Raw genomic sequence first — 18,041 nt, 5'->3', positions numbered from 1 at the left:
AGTCGCCAGTCTCACGTGCGGCGGACCAATCCACTGCCTGTGACGCTCAAGAGCCCCCGGTCGACGGCCTGCTGCAGCGCGGCATCGAGGCGAGCGGTGATGCCCTGGGTCCGGCGCTTACCGCCGAACAGAGCGAGGGCTTCGCGCTCGAGATCCTCTTTCTCGATGCCTCCGGCCTGTTCGGCAACGATGAGCATCGCGTTGCCGATCTCGACGAGAGAGACTTCCTCCAGGGGGCGGCTGAGGCCGTCTCGGGGCACTCGGACGGTGCGCCATGTTTCGGGTTGCAGGCCAGATGGCCAGTAGAAGTCGTCATCGCCGGAGCGGGTGAACTCGGCGGGAACGACGCGCTGGATCGAGCGCCTCCTGTCGTCGTTCACCTTGCTCAGACCAAAAGCGCCGGCGACCAGTTTCGCCAGGCGGGCGCGCTGCACGGGCGCCTCAGCGGAGATGACCGCTTCGGCCACTCGGCCCACCGCCTCCTTGGCCCACTGACTGGGCAGCGAGTCCAGGACGCTGATGTCCCCTTCGACGCGTGGGCTCCACTCCCGAAACTTCGTCACGTCGGAGTGGCGTGGCTTGGTGGTCGGAGCCGGCGTCAAACGAGCGGATCGCATCGGGGCGAAGGGAGTGTTCCGTTGCGGCACCGTCGTTTCAGCTTTTGTCAGAACAGCTTCCCGCTCTGTGCCTGCAGGAGTCGGCTGCGGTTCCTTTGCGGCTTTCACCGCGGCACGCAGTTCGACGAGCACACCCTGTCGATTTCGCAACCATTCAGGGAGCCAGACCCGTTCGACAGCAGGCCATTTCAGCAACTTGCCCAAGACTTCAACCGGCAAGCCGTCACGGTCGGCTACCGTCCGACGACCGTGCCACTCCTGACCGTCGAGGAGAACGGCGACCAAAGGCTTGTCCGGGTTGTCTGGATCAGCGATCACGATGTCGACGCGGAAATCCGACAATCCGACGTCGGTGCGTACCTCGAAGCCGTCTGCTCTCAAAGCCTCCGCGATGTCATCGCGGTGCCGGTCCACGACCGGTTGTCGGCGGCCACCCTCGGTGATCACCTCAGTACCGCGCGCCGCCAACTCCAAGTACGCCTTGAGGTGTTTGGTCCCGATCTGCGACGTCTCCTCCGCACGCAAATCCGACGGATCGAAGCTGGCATACAACACCACTTCGCGCCGAGCACGCGTCACAGCGACGTTCAGTCGACGCTCACCGCCCGGCCTCGACAACGGTCCGAAATTCAGGGGGAGAATCCCCTTGTCGTTCTTGCTGAAAGCGACGGAGAACAGGATGGTGTCCCGTTCATCGCCCTGGACGTTCTCCAGATTCTTGACGAACAGACCGTCGGCTTCGTCGAGCGCCTGGAGCAGTCGGTCGTCGCCCGCGTCGCGCAGCATGTTCTCGATGAGGTTCCGCTGCGGAGCGTTGAAAGTGATGACTCCCAGCGACGGAGCTTCGCCCGGAGACATGTCGAAACGCCGACGGATGTCCTCGACGATCGCGGTCGCCTCGACTGTGTTGGTTCGGAGCATCTTGCCTCGACCACTCCGCTCGAAATGGCCGTTGACTCGCACCAGCGAGATCCCGTGGCCACTCGATGTCGGCAGAGGCGCCGGGAAGGATGCCAGTTTGCCGTTGTAGTACTGGAAGTTGCTGAAAGCGATGAGGGCCTCGTCCTGGCTGCGGTAGTGCCATGACAGCCACTGCTGAGGCACGCGCGCGTGGACGCATTCGGTCAGGATCGACTCTTCGTCGGCGACGACATCGGGGTTGTAGTCCTCGTCATCGTCGACCGCCGCGGTGGTCTCGGCGAAGCTGGTCGGCGGCATCTGCTTGCTGTCACCCACCACCACAACGGATTTTGCGCGGCCCATGGCGCCGATCGCGTCGGCGACCCGAATCTGTGACGCCTCGTCGAAGACCACGATGTCGAAGAGTTCCGCCTTAGCCGGAAAGAACCGCGCCACAGAATCGGGGCTCATGAGCATGCACGGAAGGATCTGGATGATTAGCTCGCCGTAGTTCTCCATCAAGCCGCGAACGCTCATTCCACCGCGCTTACGGTCGAGCTGACGGCGAAGACCGCCGACCTGGCCGCTCACCGATTCCGAGTCGAAACGCCGCGCGCTGACGATCTGTGCGGGGATGGCACGTGTGAGCTCGTCTCTGATCCGACCCGTACTCGAGGTGAATCGCTGAATTGCTCTGTTGTGTGCGGCGATGTCGAAATCTTGGAGGCCGCTGGCTTCTAGCCGTTCACGTACGGAGGCCTCGGCTTTCCCGCGCTCGAAGGCGAGCGCGGCATCGTCAGCGGAGATAGCACCGGTCAAAATCTCAGCGCGCGAGACATCCATACCTGCCCGACGAAGTGGTTCGAGATGGAGCACCAGCTCGACCCAGCGATCAATCGATGCGGAGGTCTCCAATTTGCGTTCCGCGCGTGTGGCGGACCAGTTTTGGACGAACGAATCATCGCCGGCCCACATACGGAGCTGCTCGGGGGTGGCGCCTGTTTCGTGCTGCAGTCGGGTCCAGGCCGCAGCGAGTCTGTGCAGTTGCGGGCTCGCTTCGCCCTGCCGTGTTCTGGTGTAGAAGCGCCTGAGCATGCTCACGAACGTGTCAGTGGCACGGGGTGCGAGCATGGACATGACGGCGCTCGATGTCGAGATGCAGGCATGTAGATGGCTGCCGTCCGCGGGCGCCACGGGGTTCCATGCACGGTCGAAGAATTGGAGCGGCAGCGCCGCGACCTCAGCCCGCAGCGCAGTCACCAGGGCATGGGCCTGGCTCATCTGGCCGGTCAGCGTCGAGAGCGATTTCAGATCGACCGATGAGGGGTCGACGGTGAGCGCGGTCGTCAGTTGGGCCAGAACCGACCGGCGTCGCTTTTTTCGACCGAAGAAGCCGGACTCGTCCGCCGCAACCGCGGCCTGATTGATTGCCGGCATATCGAGATCCATGGCCGCGGGTGTCACCAGCGCTTGCCAGTCAGCTGCGATTCCGGCAAGTGCCGCCAGCTTGTCGTTGATCGCTCGAAGCCGAGCATCTCCGGAGCTGGCATACAGGGCGTCGACGGCCTCGAGTGGATATCGCGGTAGCTCGGCGAGTTTCGCCCACGTCGTGATTGCGGCAGGTTCTTCCGCCTGGGAAAGATCGTCCAGCGATACACCCACGCGCTCCAGATCGGCCAGGGCGGTATCGAATTCGACTCCTGCAGCGTGGATCGACTGAGCATTGAGGCCGGCCGGCGGGGGGATGTCCACGAACCCCCAGGGATGACCGCGGCGCGGGCGAGCGAGGTCGGCCTTGTCCGGCAGCGTTCGCAGAGCCCGATCCACGGCTCGGATCGTTTCGGCATCGCCGTTTGCGACGAGCGTTTTCGGAACCTCGAGCACCTCGACCTGCTGGTCAGCAGCGAGAGCCTTGGACCGCGCCGAGTACAAAGATTGCTGAACGGCATTGGTCTCGTGCAGCTTTGCGGCATAGCGCCCGAGCGATCCTCTGCTGGATTCGGCCGTCTGCATTTGGGTGCGGAGCAAGTCCTCGTCAAAGTGTAGACGCAACTCCAGTGCGTCTTTGATCTGAGCGCGGACAGCAGAGGGGCGCGCTGACTTGTCATGGAGGTCGAGCGACAACTCGCCGAGGCCGACCGATTCGAGACGCTTTTTCACGACCTCGAGTGCTGCCCTCTTCTCGGCGACGAACAGTACCCGGCGGCCTGCCGACATGGCGTGCGCCAACAAATTGGTGATCGTCTGAGATTTGCCGGTGCCGGGTGGCCCTTCGAGGACGAAGGTACGGCCGTCGACGGCATCGGCGACCGCGTGCAGCTGCGACGAATCAGCCGGTACCGGAACCGATGCCCCGAGCTCGTCGAGGTCCTTCGAGGACGGCGGAGACGCTGCAACATCGTTGAACGCGTCCTGCGGCGTCTCGATCAGATGCTCGACCAAAGGGTTCCCCGACAGCGACTTCCACGATTCGTCGAGGTCCTTCCAGAGCGGGAACTTCGCGAACTGCAGGATCGCCAGATGCACAGTGTCCTCGACGCGGAAGTGCAGACCAGCTTCATTGATGGCCCGCCGTACCGCGGTGAAGGTCCCGAGCAGGTCGATTCCGGACTCGTCCTCGGCGGGATTGGAAAGTTCAGGGATGTCGAGGTTCAAAGAAACGCGAAGTTTCTCCACCAAGCAGTAATTGGGTGTGGACGTGCCTGCCTCGTCGATTGTCAGTTGGTAGCGCTCTCCTCGATTCTTCGTCGAGATTGTGACCGGCACCAGAATGAGTGGCGAGCGCAAATCACGGTCACTGAAATTCCAGTGCAGAGTGCCGAATGCCAGATAGAGGTTGTTGGCGCCCGTTTCCTCGGCGATTGTTCGGGCCTTATTGGCGAGGTACCTCAGTTTGGTCTTGTATGAAGCGTCCGAGATGTCGATGAAGACGCTGCGTTTTTCCGCGAGTTGCACCTCACGCTGATCCTCGGGCAGGTCGCGTCCGAAGCGGATGCCCCGCGCGATGTCGACACTCTTCACGTCGTCCGACGGGAGCAGGCCGATCGGAGCGCCTGCATTGATCGCGTCTTCGAACCGGCCAATGGCGCGGCCGGGCACTTCCAGCCGATAGCCAGCCCGATCGGTGTAGTTGATCAGCCGATTCCGCAAGCTCAAATCCAGAAGTGCGTTCTTCCATTGGGCGACGCGTGCGGGCACGGATTCTGCGCTGCTCGAGCGGACTTGGGTACCGGATGACTGATAGGGCAGGAAGATCCGCCCGGCGTTCGGTTGAAACGTCGTGACGACGACGTTGCCCTCCGCGTCGACGGAACGACTCGGCAGAGGGTAGATGCGGGCTTCCCGGGCCTGCCGGACATCGGTGATGCCGATGATGCTCGACAGATCGCCCGTCAGATGCGCACGAGCTGCCTCAGCCGCCTCGGCGAGAGTGCGTGGAGTCGATGCGTGGGTCACCATCGTCGTCTCGATGGGGACGATATGGCCCAGATCGACCTGGTTGACCACGTCCACCACTTCTGTCGTGGACACGACGCTGAGTGCGGAGTCGACTCTCCAGTAACCCAGGAAGGCATGACCCCGGAGCACCCAGAGCGTTGTGTTGATTCCTGCCTGTTCGAGCGCAGCGGCCATCGTCAAGGTGGTGTCGAGGCACGTGCCCAGTCGTCCCTCCAACACCTCTGCGGGCGTCCGGATCTTCTGACCGTTGGCACCCCAGCTCGCCGGCGGTTCGGCGTAGCGAAGGTCGCGGGCTCGCATGGAGTCGAAGACCGCGCCGACGATCGCATCCACTCGTTCCGGGCTTTCACTCTGATAGCCGTCAATCGCGGAGTTACCGGTCGTTCCCAGCAGCCGGTCAGAAACTTCAGTCATCAATGTCGTGACCGCGGCGGAGTTGGGCTGGACGTACGCGGCGAGCATTTCGAGTGCGAGTTGCGGCGGAGTTGCCTTCCACTGCTTGGCGGCGAGAATCTCGACGTTCTTGGCCGCCTCCGCGAGAACATCGCCACCGGAGTCGCGGAGAACGACGCGGATGTCACCCGGACTCTGTTCATCGACCTGGAGCATCGACGCCGGGTCGAGCTGGAGGTCGACGTTGCTGAGGACAGTCGGTCGGCCGGCGGTCAGGTCGAGGTGGATTTCACGGGGCCCGCCATGGCTGCCGATGGCGCTCACCACGTCGACTTCGATGATCGCGCCAGACACGTCGCTGCCGACATGGTCAACGGTGATGTTGTGGATCACCGGTATTCGACAGTGAGCCATTGCGTAGCTGAGGTCCGACACGGCTGAGATCTCGATGCGCAGAGACCCGACGGGGGCTGAGTTCGCGGGCGGTCGCCGCGGGATCTCGAGGCGATCGTCGTCGTTCGCGACGGGCGGCGTGAGGGGCGAGACAGACTGTTTGAGCTTGCTGGCAGCATCGGCCTGCGCCGTGGCGTCGATGGCGCGCAGGAGCAATTCGGCGGAGTCGATCGCCCGGTAGGCCTGGGCAGCGTCGAAGCGCTCGTTGTGGGCCCATTGGTTGCGGACGGTCCGCAGCTCGCGGGCGTAGTTCTCGGCTTGGCGCGAGAGGTGCCGTGAGAAGGGGTAGCCGAGGTCGCCCAGCCTTTCGGTCATTGCCCGCAGCATGAGCGACAGGTCACGGCTGCGGTACTCACCGCCTCGGCGACCGTTGGCGGCGTCTTTCGCACGCAGCAGCTCCGGCCATGGGGTGCCCGAGGGCAGCATCGGTGTCAGCACCCGGGCAACGAACGGCTCGAGGCCGTCGATCAGGAGGTCGATGACCTGGCCGACCAACGGCTGGTACTCAACGCTCTCCATGGCAGTTCCCTCCCGCGCGGCTGCTAGCCCCTGCACTCCCATTGCGCCCCGAGGCTAAGGCGCAGCTACGACAAGTTAGCCCGGCTCATGGAACCACAGCCGAGAGGATCACCGGCTTCGGTTCCACCTATTTGCAGGTGCCTCGCAGAAGCTTCGGCGGCTGACTACCAAGCTATGTCACCTGTCTCGACGTGCTTTCAACCATTGGGCTCCGGACTTGGCCGCCGATACCGAGGCACGAGCGGAGGCGTTGCCTAGCTTGCGTGCGACATCCTTGAATGCTGCCCTTTGCTCCGCCGCTCATCGCTAACCCCACTGCAAGTTCAAGTCCTCTTGACCATCGAGAAGCGACGTCACCCCACGCCCTCTACGATTCCCAGCAAATCTAGCAGTCCAATCCAGGACGTCCAGAAACGAAGCTGTCCTAGACTTGCGGCCAGCCACCCGGGGAGGAGCTTCATGGCGGATGGGCCAGAAATGGACGCGCGTGATGCCGACGGCGGCGGCGCCCTCCAGCCAGCCGAACCGGCGAACGATGAGCTTCTGGTCGCCGCACAGCCCGGGGGGATCCTGGTCGACGGTGACCCGGCCGCGGTCGCGCTGTACCTCGATCGCATCCAGCAGTCGGCCGGACACGCGATCCAGGTCTTGGGCGTTGACAAGAGTTCGATCAACAGCGCCGCGGGTCTTGCTGCGGGCGCGGCCTCGGTGCTGAGCCAGTCGGCGAAGTTTGTCCAACTGCACCCGGAAAGCGTCGCGGCGATTCAGCGCGGGAACCTCATCAACGGGACCGATGGCTTCTACCGCATGATGACCCGTGGTGCGGACATGAAGTTCACGAAGCAACTCCAATGGAAGCCAGCCAACCTCAGTCCTCAGCGGATGATGTCGATGCAGATGCTGGCTGTCCAGATGGCACTGAAGAGTGCGATCAGCGAGGTCGAAGCTGCGGTCGAACGAGTCGAAGGCAAGGTCGATGAAGTCCTCAGGCTCGCCCAAGCAACGCGCTCCGGTGACATCCTCGGTGATCGCACTTCCGTCGAACGGATGGTCGCCTATCTGGAGAAGCACGGTTCGTTCTCCGACACCGACTGGGAATGGATCTCCGGGATCGGCCCCGGCTTGAACCGCACGGTTGAGCAGCTTCGCCAGCATGCACTCGGCACGCTGAAGTCATTCGACCCATCACGGCCCATCCAGGATCGTGCCGACTTCGTCGTGAATGCGGTTGAGAATCAACAGCTTGGTGAAACGTTGAGCCTCTTGGTCGTTGCCGAGGAGACGCTGTTCAAATGGCAGAGGCTTCGCATTGCGCGTGTCGCGTCGGTTGAGCCGGACCACCTCCGGAAGGTGTTGGATGACGCCCAAGAACTGCTGGCGCACCAACTATCGGCCGATTCTGATGTCTACAAGCGCGGTCAAGAGGTGCTGAACGCGGTGTCGAAGACCGAGGCTATCGACGGGCTTCGGTTCTTCTCTGTACAAGAGCTCAACCGTGACCTTCCCAAGCTGCGAGAACATCTCGATGAGTTCGCGAAGGCACGCAAGACGCAGGTGCTGGAGTGGTCGAATTTCGATGCGCCGACACCGCTTCAAGCGGTTCAGGCCGCGGCGGATATCGCTAGCGAGAAAGCGACCATCGCGATCTCAGCTGCGACGGAGGGCTACACGAGAGTCAGCGATTTCCTATCGAAGTCCACGAGGAGCCGAGCGGGGATGTTCGCGCGACGGAAGCCGAAGAATGATGATGCGCAGGCGTCGGATGACAACAGCGATAGCCAAGGTGAGTGATTCGGGCGTCCGTCATCCAGGGAGCCAACCCCTCCGCTAAGAGATGGTCGTGAAAGCTCAAGGGGCAGGCAGCTGAATGAGCCTGTCGCGCAAAGGATCGAGATGTTCCTGCGCCCAGGCGAGCACCTCATCCTCCTGGGAGAAGAGGATCACCTGATGCTTCGCGCTGAGCTCGTGAAGCAGTTCCATCACCGCGAGGGTGCGGGTGTTGTCGGACTGGGTAGTGACATCGTCGAAGATGAGTGGTGCAGTCTCGACACCGCCGGAGAGAACTTGCGAAAGTGTCACCCGCAACAAGAGGTAAATCTGTTCGGACGTGCCGAGAGATAGCCGATCCGCCTGCCGCACTTGGCCGGTCGTCTCTGTCACCTGAATCGTCAGATCGGAGGGATCGACGGTGACGTCACGGTACCGGCCGTTAGTCACTCGCGGGAGCCAGGGTCGCATTCGGTCTGCGAGAGCGGGTGCTATCGAGGCGTTCGCTCGTTCTTTGGCGTTTTCAAGCTCGCCGGCGGCCGCGTCGAGACATGATGCCAGCATCTCAACCTGAGACACCGCCCGCTCCGCGTCGGCCTCCTCTTCCACAGACTCAGCCACCGACCCAAGCGCGCTACCGAGGGCCTGAATCTTACCCTTGAGCTGTCCGTCGAGGTCGATCATCCTGTCGTAGAGAGCTTTTGCGTCCTCGACAAACGCGTTGAGATTCGGTGGCATCGGCTCCTCTGGCTCGTCACCAGCTGTTGCAGTCAGCGCCGCGAGATCCGATTGCAGGTCCTGCGTTTCGCGACCTCCAAGCAGCTGTTCGAGCAAAGCCACGTCCGTCTTCCGCTGGGTCAACCGCGCGCGCTTCGCGTCTTGCTCACTGATCCACCCACGCAGCTGTTCGAGGGCCGTCTCAAGCGGCTCCGCCGTCAATCCGAGCGCGGCAGCGAGTTCGACCACCTCGCGTCCCTGAGCTTCGCGGATCGAAAGAGCCTGATGGTGATTCGCTTCGAGCTGTAGCCGCTGGCTCCGCGCCTCGACGAGGTCTGCGCGACGAGCGGCTTGTTGGGCGATCTCCGCACGCTGCTTGCAGGCCTCAACATACTCGGTGAACTTTTGAAGTGTCTGGGCGACAATCTCGTTCGTGATCTCCAAAAGTCTCTCGTCACCGAGCAGGCTCGCGAGCGCCCGGACGCGCTCGTTGCGCGCGGCTTCAAACTCCCCGGCTTTGTCCGCGTGCTTCGACGCCGCTATTTGCGCTACGCCCGCGGCATCGATCTCGCGAGCGATACGCTTCAAAGCATCTGGATCAGCGTCGAGGGATTCTGCCTCTACCTGAGCTCGCGCCGCACCAACGCGCTCCTGGTGCTGGCGAAGCGCGACCTCCTGAGCCATTACCCCGGCCTGAGCTTCCTGCGCCGACAGCGCCCCTGAAAGGAGGTCAACTTGTCTGCGGCTGGCAGCGATGACATCGTCAGCTGCCGATCGTTCAATAGCGTGGAGCGCGGCCAACTCGAGCGCCATTGCCCTGTTTTCGACGGCCGCGTCGTAGTCGATCTTCGCCTGTCGATACCTAGCATCGAGCTGATCGACTTCGGTCTGCATGGCGGCTAACTGCGCAGTTCGCTGTTCCCTATCCTGCTGGAAAGCTGCGACCGCGGCCATGTCCACCTCAGGTGGCGATTGCGCAAGAACGTTAGCGAGAGTGCGCAACTCATCGGGAGAAAGTGTTGTTGAGGTAGAAGTATCGACAGAGGGCGGCGCGGTCTGCGCGTGGGTGTCGAGTGCTGTTTGCGCTTTGACTAGTTCACTATGGGCGTCGATAACGTCTTGACGCGGCTCGCGATCACCCTCCGGCGCTAGGGGCAATTCGTCGATTTGGGCTTGCAGCTCAGCCGCGGTAGGCCCCTCCCCTAGTGGCACCACATCGGTCCCGCGGTCGAACACCACCAGCGCGTTGGTAGCGGCTGCGACTTTGTCCTCATCGACAACCAGGTCCGCTTCGCTTGTTTCAGACACCCTGATGGACAGCGCTTCGGCTTTCTCGACACGGTCTCGCAGCTCATACACGCTCTGCCACTTGGCAAAACGTCCGGAGAGTTCGACCTTTGCCCGCGCCTTTCCAAGCGGCGCGACCAGCTTCTGCCGGTTTGCAATAGCTTCGAGGAGCTCGGCGAGATCATCGCGTCGCATCTCCGCTAGTGATCGTGACGCAACCAATGCAGCGCGGGCAGTCGCGAGCGGCTTCTTTCCGTGCGGCACTCCCACCCATTCAGTGCGCCGCTCCTTGAGCCATGCGAGCGCCGCATCGGCCGTCGCATCCGCGGCTCCCGTCGATGCGGCTCTCTCCAGGAGCTCCTGAAGCTCGCCGGCGTCCTCGCGAACTCGAAGGATGTCCGCTTGGCCGGTGAAGATGGTCGACCGCGCCGACAGGCGGTTGAGGCCCAGCAGGCGGGTGCCGTCCAAGCTTCCGTCCGTGAGCAATTCCTTCTCGGGCGCTGCGCGGTCAGTCAATCCGTCGACAACAGTCCATTCACCCTTCGCCAGGTCCTGGGCGATCGTCAGTGTGCGGTTATCGTCGAGCGTGACGACAAGCCCCACAGCCCATTTGGAGCCGGACCACGGCTTGTGGCGGTTCTTGTACTCGGACTCGGCGGCGCTGCCCCTGCCTTTGTACTTGCGCCGGCCGGCAAGGGCCGCATAGGTAGCGTTGAACCAACTGGACTTGCCTGCCTCATTAGGGCCATGCACGACGTTCAGACCCGGTGCGAATTCCAGCTTTTCGCCACGGAATGGGCCGAATGCGATTCCGATGACCTGGTCGATACGCACGCTTCACGTCCCCTGAAGCGAGGCACCGAGGGCGGCCAGTCCGAGCGCGGTGGTCTGATGCTGCTGCAATTCAGTGGTACTGGTGTACGCCATCGCTCGAAGGAATTCGGCGCGAGCGCTGCGGTCCGTCGGATCCACCGACGGCGTGGCGAAGCTCAGAGAATCAAGATCCAGTACGACTTCGGGCGGAAGATTTCGCTGCGGTCCGTTGAACCCCGGGAGTAGCACCCCGGGTGCGAGAGTGCCGACCAGCCTCAAGAGCAGTGGACCTTCGGGCGCCAGCACGTCCTCAAGGGCATCCGCGAGCGCGTCGGTGTCTTCGATGTCCGTGACGTCGAGATCGATCAAGGATCCGGGTTGGCCGGGCAGATCGACCGGCCGGGCCGACGCTTCGGGCTCTGCGCCGTTGATCAGCACAGCGGACCCTCCTGGCTCCCGCGGATCACGGACAAGGGTGGGGACGGCGAGCACCCTCCCGTTGCCGCCGGCCGTCCTGGCACGGATCAGCACATGAGGTTCCGGCACAACGGGCAGCCGCGGGGCGGCCCCGCCGGGTGAGGTCCAGGCACTCACCCATACCGTCGGTTCGGCCGCGCAGGGTTCGTATTCGGAGGACGAACAGATCGAGGTATTCGAAGCCCAGTGATGGGTGCTGTAAAGGCTAGTGCCGTCGATCCAGTCCGACTTGCCGGGCACAATTACAACGTCGCCGTTGAACGTGCCCAGGATTTGGGCCGCGTAATCGGCCGTGGTGGGCGACACGTACGCGCGGTCGAAGAGACCGCCGGCAATCAGCAGCATCCCCGCATCGAGGCGATTCGCCTCCTCGACCACGAGTGCCAGCACGTGCCGCGACCATTGGCGTAACGCAGCTCCGAATTCAGCATTGAGATCGACCCACGCGTGGTCGAGTTGCACCCCGCTCGCAACCATGATTTCCACGCCAAACTCCTCCCCTTTGCTGTTTATCATGCGGGTAGCTGATACCGAAAGATTGGAGACGAGGTGCTGGCTGAGTTCGCTCACCTCTCGCCAGGAAGCAGAGTCGAAGGATTGGCTTCCGAAGGGGTCGTCGAGATCGTCGAGATCGCCGCAGCCGGTTCCGGCGCCTTCGTTCGCTACCGCGACGAATTCGGCATCGAAGACTCGCGGTTGGTCTCCGCGGAACAATTGGCGAAAATCCAGCTGGTGGGTGGACGAGGTCCGACCCTTGCCGCCGACCCTGACCAATTCTGGTTAGCGATCGAAGCCCTGCGCTTGCGGCATGCGGCCGCGCTTAATCCGTTGCTGGCCGTGTCGGCTTCCAACATCGAAGCGCTGCCTCATCAGGTGCAGGCGGTATATGACTACATGCTCGCCGGGCACCCCAAACGGTTCCTGCTCGCCGACGATCCAGGCGCAGGTAAGACCATCATGGCGGGCCTGTTCATCAAAGAAGCGCTCGCGCGGGGGTGGATCCGGCGGTGTCTCATCGTGGTCCCCGGAAGTCTCGTCGAGCAGTGGCAGAACGAGCTGAGTCAGAAGTTCGCGTTCCAGTTTGGGATCTTCGAAAGCTCGCTCTTGCGCGACTCGGCCAATAAGTCGCTGAAAGATTCTCCCTTCCTCATTGTTCGCCTCGATCAGTTCAGCCGCAGCAGCGAACTGACGGCGCTAGCAGTCAACGGAGGGTACGACCTCGCCATCTTTGACGAGGCGCACAAGCTTTCCGTCAGCTCCTGGGGTAGCACCATCACCAAAACGAAGAGGTTCAAGCTAGCCGAAGCGATTCGTGACGCGGTCCCCAGCACTTTGTTGATGACGGCCACCCCCCACAACGGCAAAGACGCCGACTACAGGCAGTTCCTCACGTTGCTCGGGTCCGCGGATCAGCCCGTCGTCGAGGATCCCGCGGGCAGCGGACTGATGCGCCGCTTGGTGAAAGAGCAACTCGTCCATTTGGACGGGACGCCGCTGTTTCCCGAGCGCCGCGCAAGCACCGTGCCCTACCACCTCAGCCCGATTGAGAGCGGCCTCTATGAGGCGGTCAGCGAGTACGTGCGCGAGGAGATGAACAAGGTCTCCGACGACGACACCAAGCGCAATGTGGGGTTCGCGCTCGTGGTTCTCCAGCGCCGATTGGCGTCGTCTCCGCAGGCAATTCTGCGGTCGCTGACCCGTCGACGCGACCGGCTGCGCACGCAAGCGGACCAGGCGCGCGCTGCAGAAGGAAAGCTCGCTGACGCCCTCGCGGCGACGCTCGTAGCGAGCAGTGACGATCCCGACGAGATGAGCAGCTCAAGGGCGGAGAACTATCAGGACGAGGTGGCCAGCGCAGCCACGAACGCTCGAACACCAGCGGAACTCGAGGCGGAGATCTTGGTGCTGGATCGGCTCGTCATACATGCTGAGGCCGTCTTTTCTGCCCGCGCTGACGCCAAGTGGGCTGCGCTTGCCGAGCTGCTCACGAGTGAAGCCATGTTCGACGCGGACGGACAGCGACGAAAGATCATTATCTTCTCCGAAAATCGCGACACCCTTGATTACCTCGAGGACCGCCTCGTCGAGCTGCTGGGAAGGACCGTCGACGTTCAGGTCATTCATGGAGCGATGTCATGGACCGACCGCCGCCGAGCACAGGCCAAGTTCATCGAGGAACCGAGCAGCTCCGTGCTCATCGCGACAGATGCCGCCGGTGAGGGAGTCAACCTGCAGGTCGCTCATTTGATGGTCAATTACGACGTGCCATGGAATCCGAATCGACTCGAACAACGCTTCGGGCGGATTCATCGGATCGGTCAGCGACACACCTGCCACCTGTGGAATCTGATCGCCGCTGACACGCGCGAAGGTGATGTGTTTCAGAAGCTGCTCGAAAAGGTGGAAGTGCAGCGAGAGGCGCTCGGCGACCAAGTGTTCGATGTTCTCGGCGAGGTACTGACCGAAATCAGCCTCAGCCAGTTGCTGCGCCGCGCGGTGGCCGGCGAGGCGCAGCATGACGAGATCGCTTCAGACCTCGACTCGGTTTCAGGACGCTTGAAAACGGCCGTTGAAAAGCGTGCCGCATCGGTGAGCACGCTGACACCGCAGGAACTCGCAGCGCTTCGTCGTGAGATGGAGATCGCGAAGGCGTCGAGTTTCCAACCGGACGTAGTCCGCGACTTCGTGCTGCGGGCGGCGCCGCTTCTCCACGTCGAGGTCGGGATGCGCGGTGACGCATGGCAGGTCGCGTACGTGCCCACGCGGTTGCGGGAACAGTTCGGCACCTCTCTAATGGCCCGCTACGACAAAGTCGCGTTCGAGCACTCCGACAGTGTCGTTTTCACGGCGGACCCACCCGAGTTGATCGCGCCGGGGCATCCACTTCTCTCGGCGCTCGTGGACGCCATGAGCGAAGATTTCGGCTCTTCGCTACAACACGGGATTGTGTTGTCCGACAATCGTTCCAGCGAAGACTACGTATTGGTGACCGTCGTCGCAATCTCCGGAGCTAATCCATCGACAGTCACGACCTACGCGGTGTCCGCCGGCGGCGACCGACACGAAGTGAGCCCTTCCCTCTACACCGACCTCGATGTCGAAGCGGCGCCGCTGCCGCGGGCGGTCGCCGCTACCGAGGCAGCGGTCGCCTCGTTCATCGACAATTCGGACCACAGCATCGCCGCCATCGCCTACGTGCGTGGCACGGCGAGTCCAGCGACCGCCAGCGCCTGGCGTACCGCGCAAGAGCAACTGCGCGAGGAATTGAAAACGCGGGGGCTTGATCCGGTCGGGGCACTACCTGGGCAGGGTTGGGATTTCACCACGGGCTATGACGAGATCACCTTCTGGGCTGCTGCGCCGCCAGGCGAGTCAGAACGAAGGCGAGCCGAGAAGTGCGTGGCTACGAACGTTAACAACCAATACCGCTGGTGCAACGAAAGTTGGGCCCACCATGCAGCGGCGGCCGTCGAATCCCCTGGCTCAGGAAAACCGCACAACTCGTGAAGACAGATTCCTCAGTACACATCCAAGACTGTGCAGTGTTGCGTCTGGTGCGAGGTTGAACTGTGTCCGCGCGGACTCGAACCCTAAATCGGGCTAGGTTCGATGGTAATCGGCATGATCGCGTCGACTCACTAAGTCAGCAGGCGCGCTGATCGTTGATCACAAGCGGGGACGGGTATGTGAGACCCCTTTGGACTGCAGGATAGTTGCACTTGTCGGGTCATCGCACCCGCTGCGGGTAGCGCGTACGCGGGGGGACTGGCTTAAGATATGGGAATCAATGCTGATGAGCTGTATAGCTTTATCCAGGGTGTCTTCAGACGTGGTCTGACGATCGTCGTCGGATCCGGCGCATCGTGTCACTATGGGCTGCCGAGTATGGGCGCTCTCGCCGACCATCTCCAGCAGACCATCCGCGCTGATGCTGGTTCACTGTGCCAGCAAGGTGTATCTCAGTGGCAGCGCATCAGTGCAGAGCTCGCTGCCGGCAAGGGACTGGAATCTGCACTCGGTGACGGCAACCTGGCCGAGAGCCTCGCCGATCAGGTGACTTCCACCATCGCTGACTACGTGAAACAAGCGGAAGAAGCGGCTATATCGCAGATCCTCGCCGATGAAACCATTTCCGCATTCGGGCGTCTGTTCACGTACGTTCTCCGCTCGAACAACGTAGCTGACGTGATCACTACTAACTACGACCGTCTACTAGAAGTCCATGCAGCCAAGGCCGACGTACGCGTGGATAGCATGTTCTACGGGCACACGATTGGGCGGCTAAGTGAGTCGCTGAGCCGGGACGAACTCCTCGAACGCCAAACCGTTGTCGGCCGAAGCTCGAAGCTGTCCGTCCGGCAACGTCCTCATATCCGTCTATCGAAACCGCATGGAAGCCTGGACTGGTACAGCCACAACGGCACGTGTATCCGCAGCGATCTAGCACTGCGGGGGACGCAACAGATCATCGCTCCCGGGGGGAACAAGTACCGTCTCGGGTACGAAGTTCCGTTCGACGCACAGCGGCAGCGCGCAAATGATGCGATCGACGACGCCGCCGCGCTCCTCTTCATCGGCTACGGATTCAACGATGAACATCTCCAGACACACCTACGGATGCGCTTCTCCGAAATTCCCAGTGTCGTAATCAGTCGCAACCTCACAGACAGCGCCCGCGAGTACATGCGGCTCAACTCCACGGCCGTCTCGATCGAGGTCGGTAAAACCGCCAACGCATGCAAGATGACGCAGGGCACGGAATCACTCGAAATAGACTTGCCCCTTTGGAATCTCGACGACTTCGTGAAGGAAGTACTCGCCATATGACTGATTCAACCCTGAACTTCATTGAGAGCGATGCACTCGGACGCGCCTTCCGTGTAGATACCTCTAGTGTTTGGGCTGAGGCACTCGACCACGAGCGACTTACGCGGATTGGGGTCGGCAGCTTGATCGCTTTCCAAGGTTCGAGTTCTTCGGAGTATCTTGTCGGCGTCCTGGATCGAGTGACGCGCGACCTACATGATGAAGCACTCATCGACGAGATCACGCCAGAAGGCGACATTCCTGTCGAAACACGACAGCGCGACCTGCTTCGAGTAGTGCTCTTAGGTACTTATCGAACGGTCGATGGCACTAAGCGCGATACCTTTAAGCGCGGCGCAGATAGCTACCCACTCGTGGAATCGCTTTGCTGGGTTGTCGATGGACCCAACTTGCAGAAATTGATGGGACTTCTCGCGAAGCAACTGGAACCCGAAAAGCAGCTTCATCTAGGGTATTTCGTTGCTGATCCAACTGCGGCGGCAGTCGCGGACGGTGATCGCCTTTTTCAACGTCATGCCGCGCTTCTTGGTAGCACCGGCTCGGGCAAAAGTTGGGCTGTCGCTTTGATACTCGAGCGCGCGAACAAGTTGGCTAATCCGAACCTCATCGTCTTCGACATGCACGGCGAGTACTCTCCCCTGACCGAAGGTGACGCGTCAATCGCACGGAAGTTTCGCATCGCTGGGCCCGGAGACCTCGGTGTTGAGGACGACTCTGTCCTCTACCTGCCTTGGTGGTTCTTGAATCAGGAAGAGATGCAGGCGCTGTTGTTGGACCGTTCGGAGGAAAACGCTCCCAACCAAGCCGCTCGCCTGACTCACCATGTGCGGAATCTCAAGCATGAGCAGCTCATCGCGGATGACCACACCGATTTAGCCGCACGGTTCACCGTAGATTCGCCCGTTCCCTACAGCCTTGATGACCTCCTAGCTCGCCTGGAAACGGATGACGCGGAAATGGTCCCCGGATCACGGGGAGGTGAAAAGCAAGGACCATTCTTCGGACGGCTCACCCGTTTCGTGAATCGGATGAGGAGCCGGGTAGAAGATCGCCGCCACGGCTTCATGTTCAGCCCCCCTGAGAAGGCGACCAACTACGAGTCGCTTCATGTTCTGGCCTGTCAACTACTAGGCACCGATCCGGGCATAAAGATCATTGACTTCAGCGAGGTTCCTAGCGACGTGCTACCAGTCGTCGTCGGTGTGCTGGCCCGCCTCCTGTACGAGATCCACTTCTGGACCGACGATGAGAAGCGAACCCCCGTCACCTTGGTCTGCGATGAGGCGCACCTCTATCTTCCATCCGGGAATGCCGATGCAGCCGAATTGCGTGCACTCGACGTTTTTGAACGGATTTCAAAAGAAGGCCGTAAATACGGTGTTTCACTACTTGTCGTCAGCCAACGCCCCTCAGACGTAAGCAAGACCGTGTTGTCACAGTGCAACAACTTCCTGGTCCTCCGGTTGACGAACGACCAGGATCAAGCTGTCGTTAAACGCCTCATGCCCGACAGCATGGACGGACTCACCGCGGCATTGCCTTTGCTCGACGTTGGTGAGGCACTCCTCCTCGGCGACGCCATCATCCTTCCGACTCGCGTCAAGCTCGACATTCCAAAGATAAAACCGACGAGCGCAACCAAGGACTTCTGGACAGAATGGAACGAGAAGCCAGTCGAGGAAGCAGATCTAGTCGCCGCCGTTGAAGCTATGCGTGCACAGTCACGTCGCTGAGTGATAGGCGATTTCGGACATCGTTCTTCCTCGGTAGTGCCGAGTCTCGCAGGACGCCCCGCTCCCATTGAGGTCGATC

Annotated in this window: 7 protein-coding genes; 4 read left to right on the top strand and 3 right to left on the bottom strand. The window is 61.7% G+C overall.

All coding sequences use genetic code 11. The features are described 5' to 3' along the window. Positions 1-11: 11 nt before the first annotated feature. Complete coding sequence (locus tag ACXYX3_RS04165) at positions 12-6,341, bottom strand: DUF3320 domain-containing protein (RefSeq protein WP_458610265.1); 6,330 nt, start codon at positions 6,339-6,341, stop codon at positions 12-14. 459 nt (positions 6,342-6,800) lie between these two features. On the opposite strand from ACXYX3_RS04165, the gene ACXYX3_RS04160 reads away from it, so the two are divergent. Continuing rightward, entirely contained in the window at positions 6,801-8,132 is a 1,332-nt protein-coding gene (locus ACXYX3_RS04160; protein ID WP_458610264.1) for a hypothetical protein, read from the top strand. Between the two features lie 57 nt (positions 8,133-8,189). Here ACXYX3_RS04160 and ACXYX3_RS04155 read toward each other — a convergent pair whose 3' ends face one another. Further along, a complete protein-coding gene (locus tag ACXYX3_RS04155) occupies positions 8,190-10,946 on the bottom strand; it encodes an AAA family ATPase (protein ID WP_458610263.1) in 2,757 nt (918 codons plus the stop codon). A 3-nt stretch (positions 10,947-10,949) separates the two neighbouring features. After that, positions 10,950-11,972: a hypothetical protein gene (locus ACXYX3_RS04150; protein ID WP_458610262.1), complete on the bottom strand. Its 1,023-nt coding sequence runs from the start codon at positions 11,970-11,972 to the stop codon at positions 10,950-10,952. Positions 11,973-11,999: 27 nt separating this feature from the next. Between ACXYX3_RS04150 and ACXYX3_RS04145 the strand changes: the two genes are divergently transcribed. The 3 genes from ACXYX3_RS04145 (at position 12,000) to ACXYX3_RS04135 (ending at position 17,962) form a co-directional block, all read left to right on the top strand. Further along, positions 12,000-14,909 (top strand): DEAD/DEAH box helicase, encoded by a 2,910-nt coding sequence (locus tag ACXYX3_RS04145; protein WP_458610261.1) that lies wholly within the window; start codon positions 12,000-12,002, stop codon positions 14,907-14,909. 270 nt (positions 14,910-15,179) lie between these two features. Then, positions 15,180-16,229, top strand: coding sequence for an SIR2 family protein (locus ACXYX3_RS04140; RefSeq protein ID WP_458610260.1), 1,050 nt, complete (start codon positions 15,180-15,182; stop codon positions 16,227-16,229). Beyond that, complete coding sequence (locus ACXYX3_RS04135) at positions 16,226-17,962, top strand: ATP-binding protein (protein WP_458610259.1); 1,737 nt, start codon at positions 16,226-16,228, stop codon at positions 17,960-17,962. The genes ACXYX3_RS04140 and ACXYX3_RS04135 overlap by 4 nt, the downstream gene beginning before the upstream one ends. The last annotated feature ends 79 nt before the right edge of the window (positions 17,963-18,041 follow it).

The sequence above is a fragment of the Mycobacterium sp. Panama NTM2 genome (genome assembly GCF_054355555.1).
Note: the sequence above shows the minus strand (reverse complement) of the source record. Positions and strands in the feature narration are given on the sequence as shown.

What these genes read in the sequence shown, in the direction of transcription:
- ACXYX3_RS04160 (WP_458610264.1), top strand. Translation starts at nt 6,801, where the DNA reads ATGGCGGATGGGCCAGAAATGGACGCGCGTGATGCCGACGGCGGCGGC.
- ACXYX3_RS04135 (WP_458610259.1), top strand. Translation starts at nt 16,226, where the DNA reads ATGACTGATTCAACCCTGAACTTCATTGAGAGCGATGCACTCGGACGC.
- ACXYX3_RS04140 (WP_458610260.1), top strand. Translation starts at nt 15,180, where the DNA reads ATGGGAATCAATGCTGATGAGCTGTATAGCTTTATCCAGGGTGTCTTC.
- ACXYX3_RS04165 (WP_458610265.1), bottom strand. Translation starts at nt 6,341, where the DNA reads ATGGAGAGCGTTGAGTACCAGCCGTTGGTCGGCCAGGTCATCGACCTC.